General features: G+C 36.1%; 13 protein-coding genes, 1 tRNA gene and 2 pseudogenes. 12 read left to right on the top strand and 4 right to left on the bottom strand.

What is annotated here, in order from left to right:
* Positions 1-232 precede the first annotated feature (232 nt).
* Entirely contained in the window at positions 233-2,332 is a 2,100-nt protein-coding gene (locus NPY00_RS03545; RefSeq protein WP_269020786.1) for a lytic transglycosylase domain-containing protein, read from the top strand.
* A 90-nt stretch (positions 2,333-2,422) separates the two neighbouring features.
* Here the strand turns inward: NPY00_RS03545 and NPY00_RS03540 are convergent, their stop codons facing one another.
* Positions 2,423-3,217 carry a TonB family protein gene (locus NPY00_RS03540; RefSeq protein WP_269020695.1) on the bottom strand — a complete coding sequence of 265 codons (795 nt, stop codon included), beginning with the start codon at positions 3,215-3,217 and terminating at the stop codon, positions 2,423-2,425.
* Between the two features lie 232 nt (positions 3,218-3,449).
* Here NPY00_RS03540 and NPY00_RS03535 point away from each other — a divergent pair, with 232 nt between their 5' ends.
* The 5 genes from NPY00_RS03535 (at position 3,450) to NPY00_RS03515 (ending at position 9,763) form a co-directional block, all read left to right on the top strand.
* Positions 3,450-5,657, top strand: a complete 2,208-nt coding sequence (locus tag NPY00_RS03535; RefSeq protein ID WP_269020694.1) for a TonB-dependent hemoglobin/transferrin/lactoferrin family receptor — start codon at positions 3,450-3,452, stop codon at positions 5,655-5,657.
* A 265-nt stretch (positions 5,658-5,922) separates the two neighbouring features.
* The gene (locus NPY00_RS03530; RefSeq protein ID WP_269020693.1) at positions 5,923-6,963 is read left to right on the top strand and encodes a ChuX/HutX family heme-like substrate-binding protein; all 1,041 of its coding nucleotides are present in this window, start codon (positions 5,923-5,925) and stop codon (positions 6,961-6,963) included.
* A 15-nt stretch (positions 6,964-6,978) separates the two neighbouring features.
* On the top strand, positions 6,979-7,866 hold the full coding sequence (locus NPY00_RS03525; protein ID WP_269020692.1) for a heme/hemin ABC transporter substrate-binding protein: 888 nt from the start codon (positions 6,979-6,981) through the stop codon (positions 7,864-7,866).
* An 18-nt stretch (positions 7,867-7,884) separates the two neighbouring features.
* Entirely contained in the window at positions 7,885-8,976 is a 1,092-nt protein-coding gene (locus NPY00_RS03520) for a FecCD family ABC transporter permease (protein ID WP_269020691.1), read from the top strand.
* Positions 8,969-9,763 carry a heme ABC transporter ATP-binding protein gene (locus NPY00_RS03515; RefSeq protein ID WP_269020690.1) on the top strand — a complete coding sequence of 265 codons (795 nt, stop codon included), beginning with the start codon at positions 8,969-8,971 and terminating at the stop codon, positions 9,761-9,763. The genes NPY00_RS03520 and NPY00_RS03515 overlap by 8 nt, the downstream gene beginning before the upstream one ends.
* A gap of 250 nt (positions 9,764-10,013) precedes the next feature.
* Here the strand turns inward: NPY00_RS03515 and NPY00_RS03510 are convergent.
* A tRNA-Ser gene (locus NPY00_RS03510) sits at positions 10,014-10,104 on the bottom strand.
* A 354-nt stretch (positions 10,105-10,458) separates the two neighbouring features.
* On the opposite strand from NPY00_RS03510, the gene NPY00_RS03505 reads away from it, so the two are divergent.
* The 6 genes and pseudogenes from NPY00_RS03505 (at position 10,459) to NPY00_RS03480 (ending at position 19,402) form a co-directional block, all read left to right on the top strand.
* A complete protein-coding gene (locus tag NPY00_RS03505) occupies positions 10,459-11,664 on the top strand; it encodes a porin (protein WP_269020689.1) in 1,206 nt (401 codons plus the stop codon).
* A gap of 232 nt (positions 11,665-11,896) precedes the next feature.
* Positions 11,897-12,304: pseudogene (locus NPY00_RS03500) on the top strand (thiamine phosphate synthase); the annotation flags it as partial.
* A pseudogene (gene thiD, locus NPY00_RS03495) lies at positions 12,295-12,930 on the top strand (bifunctional hydroxymethylpyrimidine kinase/phosphomethylpyrimidine kinase). The pseudogenes NPY00_RS03500 and thiD, both read left to right, overlap by 10 nt.
* A 322-nt stretch (positions 12,931-13,252) precedes the next feature.
* On the top strand, positions 13,253-14,080 hold the full coding sequence (locus NPY00_RS03490) for a uracil-DNA glycosylase (protein ID WP_269020688.1): 828 nt from the start codon (positions 13,253-13,255) through the stop codon (positions 14,078-14,080).
* 98 nt (positions 14,081-14,178) lie between these two features.
* Positions 14,179-16,806: an aminopeptidase N gene (pepN, locus tag NPY00_RS03485; RefSeq protein WP_269020687.1), complete on the top strand. Its 2,628-nt coding sequence runs from the start codon at positions 14,179-14,181 to the stop codon at positions 16,804-16,806.
* A gap of 268 nt (positions 16,807-17,074) precedes the next feature.
* On the top strand, positions 17,075-19,402 hold the full coding sequence (locus tag NPY00_RS03480; RefSeq protein ID WP_269020686.1) for a PAS domain-containing sensor histidine kinase: 2,328 nt from the start codon (positions 17,075-17,077) through the stop codon (positions 19,400-19,402).
* Here the strand turns inward: NPY00_RS03480 and NPY00_RS03475 are convergent.
* Positions 19,399-19,929 (bottom strand): methylated-DNA--[protein]-cysteine S-methyltransferase, encoded by a 531-nt coding sequence (locus NPY00_RS03475; protein WP_269020685.1) that lies wholly within the window; start codon positions 19,927-19,929, stop codon positions 19,399-19,401. The genes NPY00_RS03480 and NPY00_RS03475 overlap by 4 nt on opposite strands.
* Before the next feature lie 58 nt (positions 19,930-19,987).
* The gene (locus NPY00_RS03470) at positions 19,988-22,912 is read right to left on the bottom strand and encodes a bifunctional [glutamine synthetase] adenylyltransferase/[glutamine synthetase]-adenylyl-L-tyrosine phosphorylase (protein WP_269020684.1); all 2,925 of its coding nucleotides are present in this window, start codon (positions 22,910-22,912) and stop codon (positions 19,988-19,990) included.
* Positions 22,913-22,924: the final 12 nt, after the last annotated feature.

Here is a 22,924-nt window from a genome sequence, read left to right as displayed (position 1 = left end):
TAACCCTTTCAATTATCAATTTTAAAACATAATCTTACTATATCATTGAAACAGATAAAAACCCTCAAAGACCCACATAGTGTATTACACTTCTCTTAATATCTCATATTTCTTAAAAAACTAGAAATATGTTAACGCGTCTTTTATGCTTTTGTTTTAAAATTCATTAAAGTATTCAAAAAAGCGAGATCTCAAGGTTTTTTTCTCAATGCGTATATTTACTCTTTTCTCGATGCGTATATTTTCTGGTCATTTTTTTTCTCTAATATTTATAACACTCATGCTAGCAACAAAAACGCTATGCTCAAATGCTTTTGCACAAGCAGTTTTTTTACCTGAAAGAGTTCCAACTCCTTCCGCACGTCCTTTTCTAATTATGGAAAAAGAAAAAAAATCGTATCACTCGATAAATACTATAATCAATAACAATCCTTCTTTTCACGAAATTGTAGCAATTAGTCAACTTAAATTAGGTTTAGATGCTCTTTTTAACGCAGATATCACAACAGCAATATCTTTACGGAATTCAATGGCACCAAACAGCCTCAACCGTCATATTTTAACATGGGCCATTAATACATCAGACCAAATCAATATTCCCAGTTATGAAATCTTTAATACAATCAAAGAATTAAAAGGATGGCCCAATCTAACCATTATGCAACGAAATGCTGAACGCGCTTTTATTCGTGAAACCCATTCAGCACAAGCAATCCTTCAAAAATTTTCTCATCACTCTCCTCTCACCGCACAAGGGATGGCGGCATTTACGCAAGCACTTCTTTTAACAAAACAAAGTGCGCGTGCACGACAAGTTCTTGCACCTTGGTGGCATAAAACAAAACTTACTGCAGAAGACGAAAGGCTTATTTTCCACAGTGCAAAAACTATCCTAAAGCCTGATGACCACCTAAAACGCCTGAAGTTTATGCTTTATGCACATCGTCTTGATTCAGCAGAACGCATTGCATCATTAGCGCGTGCCCAATCCCTTTTTAATGCATTTGTTGCCGTTGAAAAAAATGACCCTAACGCTGCAAAAAAATTGCGTTCGGTTCATCCAATATGGACCAAAGACCCTCTCTTACAATTCGCTCAAATTCGTTATCTTCGACGCACTGGAGAATATAGTGCTGCAGCAAAGCTCATTATGAAAACATCTCGTGATGCAGAAAATCTCACTAATCCTGATAGGTGGTGGAAAGAACGACGCGCTCTTTCTCGTGAAATGCTCGATTTAAAAAAACCTAAAATTGCTTATCAGCTTGTTGCAACCCACACCTATATCAAACCTCTACTCGCTGTTGATGCTGAGTTTCATGCAGGATGGTATGCATTGCGCTTTCTTCATAACCCTCAATTAGCAATGCATCATTTTGCGCGAATTCCTCAACTATCTTCAACACCTATTTCAAAATCTCGTGGATATTATTGGATGGGTCGAGCAGCTGAAGCATTCAATGAACATGAAAAAGCTCTACATTATTTCCAACAAGCGGCCCATTTTGGCGTCACCTATTATGGTCAATTAGCTGCCGCGCGGCTTAACCGAAAAAAACTCGAAATCCATTTTCCCAAACCAACAATGGCTGAACGACAACGCTTTAGTACACGAAAAGCTGTTAAAGTCATAAAACGTCTTGAAGCCGTGGGTTATGCTCATTTAGCAAAAATTATTTATAAAGAACTGAGTAAAAAAATAGAAAGCCCTGGAGAATTAGCTCTTCTCGCTGTTATGGCAGAAAAAAATAACGACTATCATACAAGCCTTAAAATTGGCAAAATAGCTAGTTTCCAAGGTAAAAATGTTGGTGCACTCTCCCATCCTATTGGCGCTATTCCAGCATCGACCAATATTTCCACAACAGAAAAAGCTCTCATCTATGCTATTGCTCGTCAAGAAAGCGAATTTAATCCAACGGCCATATCAACAGCAGGTGCACGAGGGATGTTACAACTTCTCCCAACGACAGCAAAAGAACTTGCACGTAAACATTCAATTGCATGGTCAGCCAAAAAATTTAGTAGCGATGCTAATTATAGCGCAACTTTAGGCGCTCATTTTCTAGATGAACAATTAAAACGATTTAATGGATCTTATATACTAACTATAATAAGCTATAATGCAGGCCCGCGCCGTGCAAAAGAGTGGACCAATCGTTATGGTGATCCCAGAGGACAACCTCTTGATAAAGTTGTTGATTGGATTGAACGCATTCCCTATACAGAAACACGCAACTATGTAATGCGCGTCATGGAAAATTACGAAGTTTACAAAGCTCGCCTCACTGGAACAGCAGATATTAAAACTCATCTTACTGCTGGCTACTAGAAACAATCAAAACCTAATTCTTGTATATAAAAATATAAACAAAACTATTTTTTCCATATTTCAAAAGTCAGAGATGAAAAACTATAAAAATCAGTAAAATATCAATGATACTCTAATAATTTTATTCACCTTTGAAAGCGGAGGAGGAGGAAGAATACCAACACGCTGAAGCGCTGCCATCGCTAATCGATCAAGGTCTTTGTCTCCGGAAGAACGTGCAATACGACGAGAAACAATATATCCATGTTCATGCACTCTAAACTCTAACTGCACTGTACCTTTTGCATAGCTGATCCGTTGTCGCACAACATATTGTTTTTGTTTTTCTAATTGCTCCTGCACTTTTGTTAACCACTGCATTAACAACATATCTTCTAATGTTGCTGCATTATTCTTTTGAGCCGAAACATGAGAACGCGCTGCTTTTACATCATGATGCTGTTTTTTGACTATCTTTGATATCTCCGATGTTTTTTTGACAATTATTTTACGTGTCATTTCTGGAGCGAGATTTTGTTTTAAAGATTGTGATGCTATAAAATCGTTCTTTTGGGCAACAGGCTGCAAATTTTCCAATGGTGTTTCTTCCAATTTGAACTCATTAATCTCTGGAACTAACATTTCTTGATCTTGTTTGAAAAAATCAAACTGTTGAACTTCCGGATCCATTCCTCTATCGAGATCTGCATCTATATTCTCCCTATCAAAATCAGTATGTGTAATTTCTTGTACAAAAGTGATTGTCATAACCGGTGAAACCACATCACTACTCACACCAATATTTTGAAAATAAAGTTGAACTCCTAATACAACATGCAAAGAAAAAGCGATAAAAAACGCACCTATCCAGAGAATTGATAGATGTTTAGTATTGGCAAAGTTCATAATCTTTACTCACCATAACTTTCAAGTTAATATCGGTGCTATTTCTATGTAAAACAAGCTATTCTTATATTGCAACTTTTTTCTTGACTGCTTTTATCATGTTTAATATGGTGATCTCGTACTGACATCAAATCATTACCGCTCAGCTCATTGATTTATTCAATAAGTTAAGCGCTTTCGTACATGGAATTTTAACCAAGGGGGGGGCGTTTAAAAAAGGTTATGATGTGTTATGCCAACAAGACGCAGAAGTATCTATAAAAGTTGTATTGCTTTAAGTGTACCGTTAATTTGTTTCCCTTCATCTGTTTTTGCGCAAAGTGATATTTTCACTCACAATAAAGAGAGCTCTGTCATTGAGTTAAAGCCAATTGTAATCGAAAAAAAAGCAGATCTTTTGGATAATGTAACAATTTTAACTGATCGAGAAACTAATCAAGATATAGATCAAAAACAAATAGACGATGTGCATGATATTAGTCGTCTTACACCCTCGGTGACTTACAATTCTAATAATGATAGCTTTGTCGTTCGAGGTTTAGATTCTTTTCGTGTTTTAACAACAATAGATGGCATCCCTCTTTCTTGGGTTAATGACGGTGTTCGTGGTCTTAAAGGTGGAAGTGCAATGTTTGATTTTGGTGCGCTTTCCACACTTGATGTCATTCGAGGATCAGATTCCAGTATTTACGGTTCTGGTGCATTAAGTGGTATCATTGCCTTACACACATTAAACCCTGAAGATCTGCTTGTGGGAGACAAAAAGCAAGGTGCTCTAATAAAAGGAAGTTATCAGTCTGTTAATAACAGTTGGCGTATTGACCAAGCTTTTGCTGTACGTGTAAATCAAACATTTATGCTTTTTCAAGGATCTCGTTCAAGTGGTCATGAGCGTAAAAATATGGGAATCATAGAAAGCTATGGTGATAAACGTACGCGTGCGAATCCTGCTGAGTTTGATCAAACTAATCTACTTTTAAAAATTAATCAGCATATTAACAACAATCATAAGCTTGGTTTTACTGCCGAGCGTTTTGGTTATAATAAAGATACTCACTCACTGAATGCCTCATCTGGAATATATCGTCCAGGTTCTGTTCATAATGAAAAGGATGTTCATCGTGAGCGTTTATCCCTTTTTTATAATTATAATGGCGATGGAAGTGCTATTCTTGATGCATTTCATGGACAAATTTATTGGCAAAAACAATCGAATCGTCAAATTTTAAATGGATATCGTGTTAAAGCTCCTCAGGGAGACTATTTGAGAGATAATTTTATGCGCGATATTAGATATGGTTTAAATATCAGTAGTCTTAAAAAATTGAATGCTGAAACTGTAGACCATATGTTAAAATTTTCTGCAAATGTTTTTGCATCTAAATTTCACCAATATGCATCGGGAAAAGATAATTGTCATTTACCAATGAATGCCCGTGGATGTGCTTTCCTTCATACAAACCGGTCTGATGCGCCAGATACGAATAGTTATGGTTTTGGTTTTTCGCTTGAAGATGAAATGAGATTTTCCGATAACCGTTTTCGTGTAACGCCTGGAATTCGTTATGATTGGTATCAACATACTCCTCAAAAGACCCCTGCTTATGAAAAAGTAGTTGGACCTCAAGGAAGTCCTCCAGAAAGGAAAGGATCACACTTCTCTCCTAAATTACGTGCAGAGTGGGATGCAAATGATCAAACGACATTTTATGCCCAATGGGCACAAGCATTTCGCGCACCAAGTGTTCCCGAATTGTATCTTACCTATATCAACCCATCTTTTTATTACATGAAAGGAAATTCAAATCTTAAACCAGAAACCAGTAATGGATATGATATTGGAATAAAATACAGCAAGGAAAACTTTAACGGTTCGATCGGAGCTTTTATCAATCGATATAAGAATTTTATTGATATCACAGATGAAGGACCATCACGAGAGTTCCTATTTGCACGCAGGTCCTATATCAATCGTGCAAACGTGCGGATTTTTGGTGTTGAAGCAAAAGCGCATTGGCAGCTCAAAGATGGTTTTCATAGTCATTTAGCTTTTGCTTATGCACAAGGAAAAGATATTGATACAAATGAATATCTAAATTCAGTTCCAGCCCTCAAAACAGTCATTGGAGTGGGATATAAACAAGAAAATTGGGGCGCAGATATTGTATTAAACTTAGCTGCTAAACGTGACAATGTAGAGAAAAAATCTGATTACGAAAAAATTCCAGGATATAGCGTAGTTGATATTTCAGGTTGGTGGAAGCCCTTTGGTGAAAAAGGTCCTATTATAAGAGCTGGTGTTTACAATTTCTTCAATGAAAAATATTGGAATGCCTCTGATCTTCCCGCTGTGTCTCCTAAAGGAGACGCACCACTCCCTAAAGATCTTTTCAGTCAACCTGGTCGTAATTTTAAAGTATCTTTTGTACAAAAATTCTAAATATTTCTATAAAACTTCTTTAATAGTGCAGAAAATTACATTGATAAAAGGATAGGTTTTTGTATTTGAATCTTTGTTTTCCTTTTTGTGTAAAAATTAAAGTGAAAGCTTTAACTCTCTTTTATTTCTTGTTTTTGAATTTTTCTGCCAATGAAAATAAAATTATTGTTTAGTGATAGACCCAATCGTTTTACCAACGATTGGGTTTCTCACATTCAAGACTATAAAAATTAAAATCATTCCGATTAAAAAATAAGAGAAAACCATGTCCTATACGCCCGAAATGATTCTTAAATTACGCGAAGAAAAAAAAGAAATGCGTAATCGTGATTTTGCTCTTTCGATTGGTATATCTGAAGCAGAACTTATTGCTGCTTATTGTACAATTGGAAAAGCAAAAAAATTACGAGTTGATATTTTTACTCTTTTAGACAATGCTCCTAAAGTTGGAACTGTTATGGCTTTAACGCGTAACAAACACGCTGTTCATGAAAGAACGGGATGTTTTGAAACCATTATTCACGATCAACACATTCCCATGGCGCTTGGTGAAATTGGATTGCGTATTTTTCCTAAATTATGGAAATTTGGTTTTGAATATGAAATGATGGTTTTTGGAAAACTTACAAAAAGCCTACAATTTTTTGACAAACATGGTATTGCCATTTTCAAAGTTTATTCTCAAGATACAACGAATATGGAAGAATGGAATTCTCTTGTTGAAAAATTACTCGATGCAGATCAATCACCTGTTCTTGATATTCTCTCTCCTCCTATTCAAGATCAATGTAATACAACAGAATTAGACATCAAAAAAAGTTTAAATCATTTGAAGCGATCAGCTGATACACAGCAGTTATGTGAAATTATTTCTGAGCTTCAAACGAAGTGTGGTGTTGTGAAATATTCTGGCAATGAATTTGCTGAAGAATTAAGAGAAGAAGCTTTTGAAATGATGTTGAAACAAACAGCACAACAAGAAATACCGATTACATGTATTGTTGGCAACCAAGGGTGTATTCAAATTTTCAATGGAACGATACAGAATATTAAACAAATGGGACCTTGGCTTAATATTCTTGAGCAAAAGTTTCACATGCATATGTTAGTTTCTGGAATTCATAAAGTTTGGCGTGTCCGCAAACCTACCAATAACGGTTATATCAGTTCACTTGAAGTCTTTGATAAAACTGGTGAAATGATTATTCAATTTTTTAATTTACAACAAGACACAAAGGGAGAGTCTGAGAAATGGCGTTCGTTATTGAACAGTTTACCTTTACACCAAGAAACAGCAGTAGTTTAACAGACAATTTAAAGTATGTTTACATTGCTTGAACGTAAACTGCCGAATTTTCTTTTTATCTGTGTTTTTCTATTTTTTATTGATTGTTTTAAACAAGCAACTGCTGAATTAGTGACTTGTTTTTCTGAAAATGCGCGAATTGTTTCTATTGGCGGAGCACTCACAGAGATTATCTATGCGTTAGAAGCTCAAAATCAGCTTATTGCTCGTGATAGTACGAGTATGTACCCAAAAGAGGCTCTTCAACTTCCTGATCTTGGATATATGCGATCTCTTTCACCTGAAGGCGTTTTATCACTTTCTCCAGAAGGTATATTACTTATTGAAGGAAGTGGTCCTCCTTCAACTATTAATATTCTTAAAAAGACCTCCATACCTATAATTATTGTACCAGAAGACTTTTCTCGTGAAAATGTTACAGAAAAAATTCGCCTCGTTGGTAAAGTTCTTCGCCGAGAAAAACAAGCAGAAGTATTAATTGAAAAAATAAATCAACGTTTTATCAACAATGATGCGCTTTTAGCAAAAATAACAAAACCCAAACGTGTTCTTTTTATTTTTTCAGTGCAAAACGGACGTATTCTAGCCTCTGGAACAGGGACAGCTGCTGACAATATGATTAAACTTTCGGGCGGTATAAATGCTATCTCAGATTATAAAGGATATAGACTTTTAAATGATGAAGCATTGTTAAAATCAAATCCTGACTTTATTTTACTTATGAACCACCGTGGAAACACAACTACAATTGATAAAATTTTAGCTATGCCCGCAATTCAAACAACTCCAGCAGCGCGAAATCATGCTATCAAACAAATGGATACCATGTATTTTTTAAGCTTCGGACCACGCACTGCAGAAGCATCAAAAGAACTTATTAATATGCTTTATAATACAGAATAAACAGTAAAAATAAGCAAAATGATTAATAATACCTCCATAACTTCTACACTCAAAATCAAAACAGATAGACAAACCCGTCGAAGACAAGTTGTCCTATTCATTTTAGTGATATTTCTTATCAGTAGTATTTGGAATGGATTATTGAATGGTTCATCAAATGCGTCTTTTACTCATCTCATTCATGTGCTTCTTACGCAAGATTGGGCAATAAGCAGTAAAACCTTTGATTATCTTATATTTATTGAAATACGACTCCCTCGTATTCTTTTAGGGCTCTTCGTCGGTGCAGCTTTAGCTGTTTCTGGTGTTCTTATGCAAGGACTCTTCCGAAATCCTCTTGCAGATCCTGGAATTGTAGGTGTATCAGCAGGTGCAAGTCTTGGTGCTGTTTTAGCCATTGTTGTTGGGATTACTTTTCCTCCTCTATTATCTCCCTTTCTGGAACTTTATAAAGTAATTATCGGCGCTTTTTTGGGTGGACTTTTATCAACAATTACTCTCTATGCACTTGCAACACGCAGGAGTGGTACTTCTATTGCAGTAATGCTCCTTGCAGGTATTGCTTTAAGCGCTTTAAGCAGCGCTATTGTCGGAATTTTAATTTTCATAGCCAATGACCAACAATTACGTGATATTAATTTCTGGCATCTTGGTTCTCTTGCAGGTGCAACATGGTTAAAAGTTTGGCTTATTTTTCCTTTTATTTGCGTTGGTTTTCTTTTTGCACCCTTTTTGTCACATGCACTTAATGCACTTGCTCTAGGAGAAGCTATTGCAAGCCATATTGGTTTTCAAATCCAAAAAGTAAAAAACATTGCCATTTTACTTGTTGCTCTCATGTGCGGTGGAGCTGTTGCCGTCAGTGGCGGAATTGGCTTTATCGGAATTGTAGTTCCACATATTTTACGTCTTCTTATAGGCTCTGATCATCGTTATCTTATCCCTAGCGCAGCTCTTTTAGGAGCAGCCTTACTTATTTTTGCAGATACGTTTGCTCGTTTAATGATTGCACCTGCAGAATTACCAATAGGAATTGTCACTGCACTTTTTGGTGCGCCCTTTTTCCTCTGGATTCTTATATCTCAACGAGGAGTAAATTTTCATGATTGAAGCAAAAAACGTCTGCATTTGTCGTGGCAAAAAACAGATTATCAGTCATATGAGCTTTCAAGCTAAAAGCAATTCTCTCACCATCCTTATTGGTCCCAATGGATCTGGAAAAAGTACTTTCATCAAAGCATTAAGTGGAGAGATTCCTTACACTGGAAAAATAACCTTAAATGGGCATGACATTAACCAAACAAAACTTTGTAAACTAGCAATAATGCGCGCGATTCTACCACAATCAACAACACTAGCTTTTCCATTTTTAGTCTATGAAGTCGTAAAGCTTGGTCTCTCTGTAAACAAGCGACATGGATCAGAAACAACATTGCACGCTCTTCCTCAAAAAGCTTTAGAACGTGTTGGTTTAGCTCACTACGGTGATCGATATTATCACGAATTATCAGGTGGAGAACAAGCAAGAGTACAACTTGCTCGAGTCCTTTGTCAAATATGGGAACCCGTCCACAATGGAATTCCTCGCTGGCTCATATTAGATGAGCCAACAGCTAATCTTGATATCCAGTATCAACTCATTGTTATGAATATAGCTCAAAATTTTGCCCGTAGCGGTGGTGGGGTTCTTGCAGTTGTCCACGATCTTAATCTTGCTGCTCATTATGCAGATAAAATGATCTTACTAAAACAAGGAAAAATCCATTGTAAAGGCAGCGCTTCTACTGTTTTAACAGCACAAAATTTAAAAGATGCTTATCACTGCTATCTAAATACTTTTAAAGATTCTAAAATAGATATTCCCCTTATATTACCACAAACTTTATCTCTTTTGTGACATACATAAATTCTTTTATCTCTCGTGACTAAAAACCATAGAAAGCAATAATGTGGAATATAAAAACGTTTTCAAGTTTAAAATATTTTATTTTCAAAGTATTTTTTATAAAAACAATTTTTTTGTATAAAAAACAAGTCTATGTCACTCCTTGTCAATCCAGATCATTTACTTAAAATATCCGAATCAAAACAGTGACTCAAAAGAACTCATTTTTTGAAAGTTAGCAGCCATATAAAGAAAAATGAAATGGCGGAGAGGAAGAGATTCGAACTCTCGAGAGCCTTTTGAGCCCTACTCCCTTAGCAGGGGAGCGCCTTCGACCACTCGGCCACCTCTCCAAGAGCGGTGAATAGACGGTCTCAACAAAAAATTCAAGACATTTTCTATTTTTTTTTAAGATATGATTTTTTATTTTAATAGAAACAGACATATAATAAACAAAATGATCTCGTAACTAAAGTGACAGATTGTGTGTTTTTTTTACAACATTAACTAAAATAACACATGAATAACTGCTCATAAGATTATTAAATCTTTGTATACCAACGAAAAATCTATATAAGCAACATTGAATGGAAGTAATGTTACTAACAAGTGGGGTAATTCGCAGAACTGTATTTTGCGTTAAACATGAGCGCAATGTAGTGATTGTGATTTTATAATGAGGATTAAACTGTAACTAGAGGTCGATTATGAATATTAAAGTCCTTTTTCTTGGTTCTGCCACAGTTTTTGCGGGAATCTATGGAGCTCAAGCAACTTCAACAATTCCTGAAAAACAAAGTTCTATAGAATATGTCCGTGTTTGTGACGCATATGGTAAAGGGTATTTCTATATTCCAGGAACAGAGACGTGTATTCGCTTATCAGGAAATGTTCGTGCTGATTTTTCAACTGGAGATAATATTGATGCAAGCACTAATGCTGATTTAGCTGATAAAAATAAAAGCTATAATGCAAAATCACGCTTAACTCTTGTTTTTCAAAGTGCTTCTGAAACTGAATTAGGAACACTTCGCTCATATGCTCGGATGCGTGCGCAATGGGCAAATGGAAAAGATAGCATTACTGGACAGCTCAGTGCGGCTTATATTGAACTTGGTGGTTTTCGTGTAGGTCTTGATAGCACAATTTTCGATAGCTGGATTGGTGGTTATGGAAATGTTTTTAATGATGACCTTATCGCCCCATCAGGAGCAACACGAACCAATTTTGTTTCTTATACTTTGAACAGTGATACTGGTTTTTCTGCAATTGCTGGACTTGAATTAGGGAATAATTCTGGTGACTCTAAAGACGTTTATTATTACATTGATAAAGATGAGAAAATTGCTCCAATCGCTGGCGGAAATCTCCCCACTCCAAGTAAAAAAATCACAGGACGTATGCCCAATGTTCTGTTTGGTGTGAAGTTCATGCAGGCATGGGGTGGTGTGTCAGCAATTACTGCTTATGACGCTTACTACAAAAAGATGGCTGGTAAATTGCGTTTAGATTACAATATTAACGACCGTTTCAATATTTGGGCAGTAGGCGGTTATAAAGATAATGTTGATTACTACACAGCAGATGAGCATGATGTATTATCCCGACACAACACAACAATGTATGCAAATTGGGGCGGGAAATGGGCTGCTTGGGCTGGAACAACCTACAAAGTAACACCACAAGCAAATTTCAATGCTCAGATTTCTTATAGTGCAGTCAAGACTTTTGCCGCTTCTGCTAATATTGCGTACACGCTGGTTCCGGGTTTTGTTATCACACCTGAATTGAGTTACATTTCTTGGAATGATGATCGTACTTTCACAAATAAAAGTGGAAATAAAAATTATCAACAAGCTTTAAATGGAAAGCATGCTTTTCAAGCTATGATTCGCTTGCAGCGTTCATTCTAAATTTAAGAATTGCATTTTTAAAACTGGTAGCTTCAGCTACCAGTTTTTTTTACTCTTCAAAACTGGCTGTAACCGTATAAATAGTTTATTGGATAAAATTGATTTATCTCTAACTATATGATTTTTATTTATAAATCTTGCTCATAAATTAATTTAAGATATTTATCGATAAGCACACTTTGCAAATTTCAATTTTCTTTAAATACAGTTTTATTAAGCGCAAACGACACTTTTTATCATTGAATATTTTCAAATAGCAATTGATGAAAAGTGTACTTTTATCCATCTCAGACAAGAAGATCTCAATAATGCGGATATTTCCACAATCCGTAAATATGGTGTAAAGTTTGGTCTTAGTACGCATGACGAGCATGAATTAGATATTGCTCTTGGCCCCATTTATCCAACAATCTTAAAAACAATGAAGTGGACTCCTCAAGGATTAGATAAAGTCAAACAATGGAAAAAACGAATTGGCACAATACCTTTAGTTGGTATCGAAAGTTTAACACCAGAACGCGCGATTGATGTTTTAAAAACAGGCGCCAACAGCGCTGCTGTTGTGACTGATATTCTTTTACATAAAAACCCTAAAGAACGTGTCAAACAATGGATCAATGTCACTCAAATATGGCGTTAATACCTTCTGTTCTCATTGTTGCTGGCACTGACCCAACAGGAGGAGCAGGTATTGTTCGTGATATAGAAACAGTTGCGCATTTTCAAATAAAAGCAATAAAAATTGGAATGACCGGAGCCCAAGATATTATAGTAGAAATTTGTAACGGGCTAAAAGACTACCCTGCTATTCCTGTTGTTTTTGATCCTGTGCTTATTGCTTCATCAGGCGGATAGCTGATAACAGAAAAAACTATAGATATTATAATCGATAAATTACTTCCTCATATTGATCTTTTAACGCCCAATATGCAAGAACTCGCTCTTCTCAGCCACAGTCGCTTAGCTTCTCACCCTGAAGAAGCAATACAGCAAGCTGAAAAACTACTTTCATTTAGCTCATGCTATATATTAGTAAAGGGCGGGCATACGAATGGCGTTTTCTCTACCGATCGTTTGATCAGTAAAAATGAAACTACTCATATTTCTGTTCCACGTTTAAAAGGAACAATGCGGAGCACAGGTTGTGCTCTTTCAAGTGCAATTGCTGTACATCTAGCGTTCAATGAAACAATGGGTGAAGCCGTAAAAAAGGCTAAAGCATATGTCCATACATTACTCTCAAATCAATGCCCAAAAAAGCCTTAACACAATGGAGTATTTTTAATGGCTCTATTTTTATAGATATCTCTCTATGAGAAAATATTATAACATAAATGATTATAATTCATCCATCACTGTTGAATTTTTTTATCAATTGCGTCATGATTGGCGAAGTTATTGTCTGTCCACCCATAAACTAAAAAAGAGCATATTTTTATTGTCTCAGACAATGCAATCGTACATTAAAGATAGAAAGCACTATCAATATACTTTCAAATGGAGGAACCAACAATCAATCTCCCATTACAGTGAAAAAGTATTTCTCTTGATTTATCCTTCAGTAATTTAATCATAAATGAAAAATAACATGTCACAGCAAATTCAATCCTCTATCGCTTATGAAGAACTTTTAAGTTTTTATAAAGAAAGCGGTGCTGATGCTGTACTGAATGAAATTTCTATTGATCGTTTTAATCAATCTACTTCTTTAGACCAAACAATAAAATGGGAAACTAATATTGCTCATCAAGAACAAACACGATCAACCATAAAACCTCATAGCTATCCGCAGCATAATCCCGATAACACACAACGCACGCTTTCAAATATAGAGCTCGCCCAAAATGCTAAAACACTTGACGAATTAAAATCTGCTCTGCTTAATTTTAATGACTGTTCATTAAAAATAACAGCTAAAAATACTTGTTTTGCGGATGGAACACCAGGAAGCCCACTCATGCTCATAGGAGAAGCTCCTGGACGAGACGAAGATATACAAGGAATTCCATTTGTCGGAAAAGCAGGTATATTGCTCAATAAAATATTAGCATCTATTGGTCTAAGAAGAGAAGATGTTTACATAGCCAACACAGTTCCATGGCGTCCACCTGGAAATAGAACTCCAACACCAAGAGAAATTGCATTATGCCGCCCTTTTATCGAACGACAAATTCAACTTGCAAACCCTCGTATTCTTGTAGCTTTAGGAGGAACTGCTGCACAATTTCTCACCGGATCACAAAGCGGAATTATTCGTCTAAGAGGAAAATGGCTCACTTATGAAAGAGAGGGACAAATAAAAATACCTGTCATGCCAACCTTTCATCCCGCTTATCTTCTACGAACACCAAGTCAAAAAAAACTTACATGGATTGATTTTTTAGAAGTAAAAAACAGCCTAAATAACTTCCTATAATTTCTCATTTTTTCTTCTTTTTCAAATTTTTCTTCCCTCAAAATATAAATGCTCTTTTATCTCGCTTAACATTTTAACAGTGTAACAAGGAAAAAATTATGAACCAATCAACAACGCCTATTTATCGTTTGGAAGATTATCAAGAAACACCGTACGCTATTCCTAAAACTCATCTTAATTTTTGTTTAGATCCAACGAAAACTTCTGTCATCGCAACATTGTTGATTGAACCTCGTCAAAATACAAAAGAACTCACACCTCTTATCCTCTCTGGTGACGATCTAACACTCATCTCAGTCGCCATAAATGGTGAACCGTTGGCAGAAAATGCTTATACGAGCACTCCTTCACGCCTAGAAATTACAACACCTCCAACCACTCCTTTCACATTGCAATTAATTACAGAAGTGAACCCCGAAAATAATAGAAAACTCATGGGACTATATCTCTCAAATGGTGTTTATTGTACACAATGTGAATCAGAAGGTTTCCGTCGGATGACCTATTTTTATGATCGTCCAGATGTTCTTTCTACTTATACAGTAAAAATTGAAGCAAATTCGAAAACACATCCCATTTTGCTTTCTAATGGAAATCTGGTCGAAACAGGAACTCTTGATGGGAATCGTCATTTCGCCGTTTGGGAAGATCCATATCCTAAGCCTTCTTATCTTTTTGCTTTAGTCGCTGGAGATCTTGATCTATTAGAAGATCATTTCATCACTATGTCTGGACGACGTGTCAAACTTGGCATCTATGTAGAAAAAGGCAAAACCAAACGTGCAACCTATGCAATGGATGCACTTAAACGTTCTATGCGTTGGGATGAACAACAATTTGGGCGCGAATACGATCTTGATGTTTTCAATATTGTTGCTGTTTCTGATTTCAATATGGGAGCAATGGAAAACAAAGGTCTTAATATTTTTAATGATAAATATATTCTTGCTGATCCAGAAACAGCAACCGACAATGATTACAGAAATATCGAACGTGTCGTTGCTCACGAATATTTCCACAATTGGAGTGGAAATCGTATTACTTGCCGTGATTGGTTTCAACTTTGTTTAAAAGAGGGATTAACAGTCTATCGTGATCATGAATTTTCTTCGGACCAAAATGTCCGTAGCTTACAGAGAATTGAAAATATTAAAATATTAAAAGCAACACAATTTGTTGAAGACTCAGGTCCTCTTGCTCATCCTGTGCGCCCTCGTCAATATAGACAAATCAATAATTTTTATACCACAACTGTTTATGAAAAAGGGGCAGAAGTGGTGCGTATGATTCATACTATTTTAGGTCCTACTCTCTTTCGTAAAGGTATGGATCTTTACTTTCAACGTCATGATGGACAAGCCTGCACCATTGAAGACTTTATTGCGTGTTTTGCTGAAGTTTCTCATCAAGACTTCTCACAATTCATGTTATGGTACGAGCAAGCTGGAACTCCACATGTAGAAATAGAGAGCCATTATAACGATGGTGTTTTAACAATTCATGCGAAACAACATATTCCAGCAACTCCTAACCAAAGTAAAAAAGAACCTATGCTTATTCCTATTTCTTTTGGTCTTTTAGGGGAAAATGGCGAGTCACTCACTTATGAAGCTGATGCGGATATTCAATCAGATGTTATGATATTATCCAAAGACACTCAAACTTTTACAATAAAAGGATTACGCGAAAAACCTATTTTATCTCTACTCCGAGAATTTTCCGCTCCAATCATTTTAAAAACATCACTCACTGAAAGTGATTTTATCTTTCTTGCTCAAAAAGATAGCAATCAAGTCAATCGTTGGCAGTCACTTAATCACCTGATTATGCAAGCTCTTATTCAAGCGATTCAAGACAAAACACCAAAAGATACAGCTATGCCCTCCAATTTACTGGAGTTGCTTAAAATTATTGTTAAAGATGAAAATCTTGAACCAGAATTTCGCGCTTATTGTTTAAACTTACCTAGCGAAATCGAAATTGCTCGTATGATTGGGGAAAATATTGATCCTGATCGTATTCATTATATCCGTAATCAATTCTTATCATCTATCGCTCATACTCATCAAGAGCTCTTCACAGATATCTATTTACAGATGCAAGTTAAAGAGCTTTACTCACCAAATAGTGCACAAACTGGAAAACGAGCATTACGAAATATTATATTAGACTATCTTTCCATTGCTGAAGAAATGCCAAATCATGCTGCTACACAATATGAAATGGCCGATAATATGACAGATCGCATAGCCAGTCTAACCATTTTAGTGCAACGATTTAATGAAAGCAAACAAGCACAAAATGCTTTAAATGATTTTGAAAATCGCTATCGGAATAATCCTTTAGTTATGGACAAATGGTTCTCTATTCAAGCAATGATCGCAGGAGAATCTACACTCAATCATGTTAAACAACTCATGAACCATCCACAGTTTTCAAAAGATAATCCAAATCGAGTTCGCGCTCTCATTGGAACTTTTGCGTCTGGAAACCAAACAGGGTTTAACAGAATTGATGGTGAAGCTTACCATTTCCTTTGCCAAATCATTTTAGAAGTCGATAAAAAAAATCCACAGCTTGCTGCACATTTATTAACAATTATGCGTTCGTGGCGACAATGGGAACCTATCAGAAGACAAAAACTTGAAACTGCCTTAAAAACAATTGTAACGGCGCCCAAATTATCAAGTGATGTGTCAGATATCATCAATCGAACATTGGCATAAAAACGTTGATAATCAATATCTTACAATCACAATAATCAGATAATATAAATATCCAAAAACCTTAAACCCATAAACAAGTCATTTTATCTTGTTTATGGGTAGTGTTGAGATGTTTTTAATTTTAACAACCTATGATAGAAATATTAAAATTACTTTCCTCTAAAAAAAGACTGGACAGAAGACTCTTGTTTTGATTCATTGCACTTATAAGATTGTAATAAATACTGAAACAGTTCAGTTACACCGATCATGATTAAAGGAAACAGAAATGGCTAAATTGGACGCGTATAACGCGCCCACAGAAGTGTGTGATGATTTAAAACAAAACGCCCAAAGTCGCAAAGCACGGACGGCGTATATTAATTTGTTATCTGATTCAGCCTATAAAAAACTTTTATTTATTGAGCCTTGGTTACGACGTTTTATTCCATTTATCATCATTACATTCCTTGTTATTCTCACAACAATACGTTTTGTTTCACTTTATGACTGGCGTCATACAATGGAAAAAAACACGCGTTCTACAATAACTCTTTTAGCTTCTCATCTTACAAATATGATTGAGCTTGACCTATTAACGACCGCAAAACAAGAAAATGACGTGGTTTTATCGCATAGTCATTTACAAAATATTCTGACTAATTTTCGTCATCAAAATCTCATCAATACCAATACGATTATTGCTATAATGGATCAAAATGACAATGTTTTAGCTTCATTGAATCCAGAAATTATTATTGGAAAATCCTTAAAAAATTTTATTTCTACGGATATTGTTGCACAAAAATTTCAGCACAAGAATAAAGTCGTTATACCAATAACGATAGGAAAAGAACCAGCTTTTGGTTTATTCAGTACAACAAAAAATAATCAATATAATGTCTTTGTTGGAGAAAAAACGCAACATATCTCCATCAAATGGAATAAAGCCTTCTCATTAAATATGACTTTACTTATAGGAACCGCTGGTATCATGTTGGTTCTTCTCTATGCTTATTACAATCAGGTTATACGTGCACGCAATATGGATCTGGTTTCGGAAAAAATTCAAAATCGCATTGATATGGCAATGATGCGTGGACGTTGTGGTCTATGGGATTGGAATATGGCCAGTGGTCGCGTTTATTGGTCACGAGCAATGTATGAAATGCTCGGGTATGTCCCTCAAAATGCACTGTTATCAATTTCTCAAATTGCTGCGATCATTAATCCAACTGATACTAATTTTTTTGATCTTGCACAGGAATTAATGAGCGGTCAAAAAAAACATATCGATATTAATGTTCCCATGCGTCATGCTGATGGTCATTATGTATGGATGCGTATTCGTGCTGAGGTCACTGAAGAAGAAGAACCTCATTTAGTAGGAATTTCCTTTGATATTAGCGAACAACGTCAATTTGCCGAACAGACAGCGCAAGCTGATTTGCGCATCCGCGATGCCATTGAAAATATTTCAGAATCTTTTGTATTGTGGGATTCTGAAGGACGCCTCGTTATGTCTAATAGCAAATTTTGCGAATATGCAGCTATTCCAAAACAAATGCTACAATCTGGAATTCAACGTGCAACTGTTGAGGCTATGGCTCGTCCTGCTATCCATGAATATCCTCTCAAAGATGATGGTGCAGGAAACTTAACCAGTATCCGCCAAACTGCAGATGGCTTCTGGCTTAAAATTAATGAACGACGCACCCAAGATGGAGGACTTGTTTGTATTGGCACAGATATTTCAGAGTTAAAACAGCAACAAGAAAAATTTGAAGACAGTGAAAGAAGACTTTTTTCTTTCATTCAAGAACTCAAACGAGCACGAGGAAATGCTCAACAACGTGCAACAGAAGTTGAAAAACTAAATAAAAGCCTGCAAGCGGAAAAAGAGCGTGCTGAAAGCGCCAATAAAGCTAAATCAGAATTTTTAGCGAATATGTCTCATGAACTCCGCACACCTCTCAATGCTATTCTTGGTTTTTCTGATATTATGCTACAATCGACCTTTGGTCCTCTTGGATCACAACGCTATAGTGAATATATGCGCGATATTCACAATTCAGGAACGCATCTTCTCACTCTTATTAATGATATTCTTGATATGTCCAAAATTGAAGCTGGAAGATTTACTCTTGATTGTCAAAATATCGATCTTGTCCCAATCATTAGTGAAGCAATTCGCACCCTTACACCACAAGCTCAAGAGAAAGATGTTTCTGTAACAACAAATATTGCTGAAAAACTTTTTGCCGAAGTGGATAGCCGTGCAATGAGGCAAATTTTCCTTAATCTTATTTCTAACGCCGTCAAATTTACACCTTCTGGTGGCAGTATTAATGTTTGTGCTTTTCAGAAAAAAAATGACCTTATTTTCAAAATTAAAGATACAGGTGTTGGTATTCCTCAATCTGCAATCAAAAAACTTGGTCAACCTTTTGAGCAAGTTGAAAACCAATTTACAAAAACACACACGGGTTCCGGTCTCGGATTAGCAATTTCGCGTTCTCTAATAGAGTTACACAAAGGAAAGCTTGAAATCACTTCTCAAGAAGCAAAAGGAACAACTGTAACAATTACAATGCCAATGCAACAAAATTCAGCTTAAACGCAATCTTTTTGCTGCTCTCGTTGCAGCAAAATCTGCTTTCGTAAAGCTCCCCAACGATATCCTGAAAGAGATCCATTCTTACGCACAACGCGATGACAAGGAATAATTAATGCTAATTCATTCCGCGCACATGCATGAGCAACAGCACGAATAGCATTAGGCATGCAAATTCTTTGCGCTAACTCTCCATAAGAAATTGTTTCACCACATCGCATCTCACGTAACGCAGCCCATACTTTTCGTTGAAAAGCAGTCCCTCTTATATCTAACGAAAAACGATAACTTTTTATCAATCTAGGAGTTTCTACCATTGAAACAATCGTTGATATTTCTTGATGATCAAATGCCTTGTCATTAATATCTTGTTGTACACCATTAAAACGTATCGTAAATTCCTGTAATAATTGTTCAGCGGTATCACCTAAAGATATATTGCAAATCCCTTTAGAAGACTTAGCAATTAAAAGCCAGCCTATAGATGTCTTTCTCAAGCACAATATTCTTTTCGAAAAAACACTTTCCATTTTATTTTTTATATTTTAAATCTATCAGCAGCCAATAAAATTCTATTATAATATCCATTCAACTCGTCATAATTCGTATAAAAATTGAACGCACAGATTGCCCCATCTCTTCGATCAATTTTTCAAGACGGAGCAAATCAGGCTCACCAACGCTTCGCAACAAAAAATCACTCAAGCCAGACGGCATATCATCAGGATCAAAAGAGTCATTTAAACAGAGACGTATAACTTGGCTTAAATTTGTATAAAAACAATAAGCGCGATGCAATTCAGAAACACACGATTGATCCAGAAAACTTTCTGGTAAACGCGCTAAAATATCTGCTGTACTTTCTCCAATTTGAAATTCAATCACATGAGTGATGAGAGCAAATTGAGCAATAAATTCAAGTTCAAGAATGCCACCAGGCATCATTTTTAAATCCCATCGATTTTCTGGTGGTTTTTCCTGTTCAATGAGAGCACGCATTTCACGAACTTCTTTTGCAACATTTTTCTTGTCGCGAACAAGAGCAACAACGGCACACACCTCATTTTCTAGTTTTTGCAAAAAATCTGAATCGCCAGCCACACCTCGTGCCCGTGTTAAAGCAAGATGCTCCCATATCCATGCTTCATTACGCTGATATTTTCCAAAAACTTGAAAAGAAACAGCAACGGGACCTTTATTGCCCAATGGCCGCAATCTTAAATCAACTGAATAAAGAACCCCTTGACCTGTAGACGTTGATAAAGCTGCAATAAAACGTTGTGTTAAACGAATATAATATTGAGTGGTATAAAGAGGTTTTTCACCATCAGATATTACTGCATCTTCATCATGCTCATAAAGAACAATCAAATCAACATCTGAGCCTGCAGTTAATTCACAGCTTCCAAGTTTTCCCATCCCCAATATACCAATACGCCCACCTTTAATCTGTCCGTGACTATGAGAAAACTCTTTTTCAACCACAGCGAACGTTTTTGCAATCATGAGATCTGCAAGTGCAGTCAAAGCAAAACCTGCTCTGTCTCCTGTAATTGCACCACTTAAAAGCCTGAGACCAATCAAAAAACGTTGCTCATCAGCAAAAACTCTTAAGTGATCAAGAATTTCCTCATAAATAGTTACACCTTCAAGAAAATATTCAAGTCGATTTTCTAAATAAGTTTTTGTAGGCAACTCTGAAAAAATAACTGGATCTAACATCCCATCAAAAACATGTGGGTTACGCGCAATAATCTCTGCTAAACGTGGAGCTGCACCCATAATAAGCACTAACATATCCAAAAGAGATGGATTAGATTGCAATAAACTAAAAAGCTGAATTCCTGCAGGCAATCCTTGCAAAAAATGATCGAAGCACAACATTGCTTCATCTGCTCGTTTCGTCGCACCAAAAGTCTTCAAAAGCGCCGGTGTTAATTCCGTCAATCTCTCACGAGCTTCCGCAGATTGTGTTACTTTATAACGTCCACAATGTAATGTGCGCATAATACGGCAAATATCTTTTGCTCTCTTAAAACCCAAACGACTTAATGTAATAAGAGTTTCTGGATCATCTTCTTCACCAGTAAAAACTAAATTCCCCATTTCTAAGCCAAGCTCTTGTTCGTGTTCGAACAATGCCGCATAATGTTTTTCAACTACCTGAAGCGTTTTTAATAAATCACGAATAAAGCAGTTTTTCTCTTGATACCCCATCAAGTAAGCAATACTCGTAAATTGAGTAATATCTTCTGGTAAAATATGTGTTTGTTCATCCGCAAACATTTGAATACGATGTTCAACATTGCGTAAAAAATCATAACTTGTCACAAGATTATCTTTTGTCTCTTCATTGATCCAACCAAGAGCATACAGTTCTGATAACATTGCAATGGTCTCACGCCCACGCAATTGAGGAAAGCGTCCACCTGCGATTAATTGCTGCGTTTGGACAAAAAATTCAATCTCACGGATCCCTCCTTGTCCTAACTTTATATTATGGCCATATGCAGAAATTTGGCCATAATTTTTATAAGTATTAATTTGACGTTTAATTGAATGAATATCAGCAATTGCGGCATAATCTAAATATTTGCGCCACACATAAGCTGAAAGCTCTTTCAAAAAATTAAACCCTGCATCAATATCACCTGCCACTGGACGTGCTTTAATCATAGCGGCACGTTCCCAATTTTGACCACGCCCTTCATAATAACGTAAAGCAGCTCTAACTGGTAATGCTAAAGGCGTTGAACTTGGATCTGGACGAAGTCGTAAATCAATTCGAAATACATATCCCTCAGCTGTTCTTTCATGAATAATACGGATCAACCGACGTACCATTTTAGAAAAGAGATCTACACTTTTATCAATATCACCAATATGCGGTGATGTATCATCAATAAAAACAATAAGATCAATATCCGAAGAATAATTGAGCTCGCGCGCTCCCAGTTTCCCCATGCCTAAAATAATTAAACCACAGTCCTTTTCCGGATTATCACGATTCAATAAACTTATTTTTCCTTGATCATGTGCTTCTCTTAAAAGAAAACGCAAAGCCGCTCCTAATGCTGCTTCGCTCAAACGTGTTAACCATTCACACGAAGTTGCACAATCAAAAGTGCCACTCAAATCAGCTAAAGCAATTAAAACATGCGCTTCTCTTTTTTTTCGTCTTAAAACCTTCATAAGTGTAGTTTCATGAATGGCTTCAACTCTATCAATCGATGCAATATCCCTTATAATCTCGCTCAATCTTGTTTCTATATCAACATTCAATAAAGGATTAAGATAGGAGGGATTTGCAATCAAAACTTCGCGCAAAAAAGGAGATAACGTCAAAACTGCACCGATAAAATCAACTTGTTTTCCTCCTTTTACAATATAGGAAACCAATGATTCTAAATTCTCTTTTTTAGCTTGCTCTTTAACATCATTGAGCCATTGAAAACCGTTTTTATCAAGAGACTGCAAAGAAAGAAGCTCTGTCTTTAAAAAAGCATTTTTCATGTACACTCTCTT

Source organism: Bartonella sp. F02 (genome assembly GCF_026929975.1).
In the GTDB taxonomy this organism is placed as follows: domain Bacteria; phylum Pseudomonadota; class Alphaproteobacteria; order Rhizobiales; family Rhizobiaceae; genus Bartonella.
Note: the sequence above shows the minus strand (reverse complement) of the source record. Positions and strands in the feature narration are given on the sequence as shown.

Coding starts and splice junctions, on each gene's coding strand:
- NPY00_RS03545 (WP_269020786.1), top strand. CDS start 233: ATGCGTATATTTTCTGGTCATTTTTTTTCTCTAATATTTATAACACTC.
- NPY00_RS03540 (WP_269020695.1), bottom strand. CDS start 3,217: ATGAACTTTGCCAATACTAAACATCTATCAATTCTCTGGATAGGTGCG.
- NPY00_RS03535 (WP_269020694.1), top strand. CDS start 3,450: ATGCCAACAAGACGCAGAAGTATCTATAAAAGTTGTATTGCTTTAAGT.
- NPY00_RS03530 (WP_269020693.1), top strand. CDS start 5,923: ATGTCCTATACGCCCGAAATGATTCTTAAATTACGCGAAGAAAAAAAA.
- NPY00_RS03525 (WP_269020692.1), top strand. CDS start 6,979: ATGTTTACATTGCTTGAACGTAAACTGCCGAATTTTCTTTTTATCTGT.
- NPY00_RS03520 (WP_269020691.1), top strand. CDS start 7,885: ATGATTAATAATACCTCCATAACTTCTACACTCAAAATCAAAACAGAT.
- NPY00_RS03515 (WP_269020690.1), top strand. CDS start 8,969: ATGATTGAAGCAAAAAACGTCTGCATTTGTCGTGGCAAAAAACAGATT.
- NPY00_RS03505 (WP_269020689.1), top strand. CDS start 10,459: ATGAATATTAAAGTCCTTTTTCTTGGTTCTGCCACAGTTTTTGCGGGA.
- NPY00_RS03490 (WP_269020688.1), top strand. CDS start 13,253: ATGTCACAGCAAATTCAATCCTCTATCGCTTATGAAGAACTTTTAAGT.
- pepN (WP_269020687.1), top strand. CDS start 14,179: ATGAACCAATCAACAACGCCTATTTATCGTTTGGAAGATTATCAAGAA.
- NPY00_RS03480 (WP_269020686.1), top strand. CDS start 17,075: ATGGCTAAATTGGACGCGTATAACGCGCCCACAGAAGTGTGTGATGAT.
- NPY00_RS03475 (WP_269020685.1), bottom strand. CDS start 19,929: ATGGAAAGTGTTTTTTCGAAAAGAATATTGTGCTTGAGAAAGACATCT.
- NPY00_RS03470 (WP_269020684.1), bottom strand. CDS start 22,912: ATGAAAAATGCTTTTTTAAAGACAGAGCTTCTTTCTTTGCAGTCTCTT.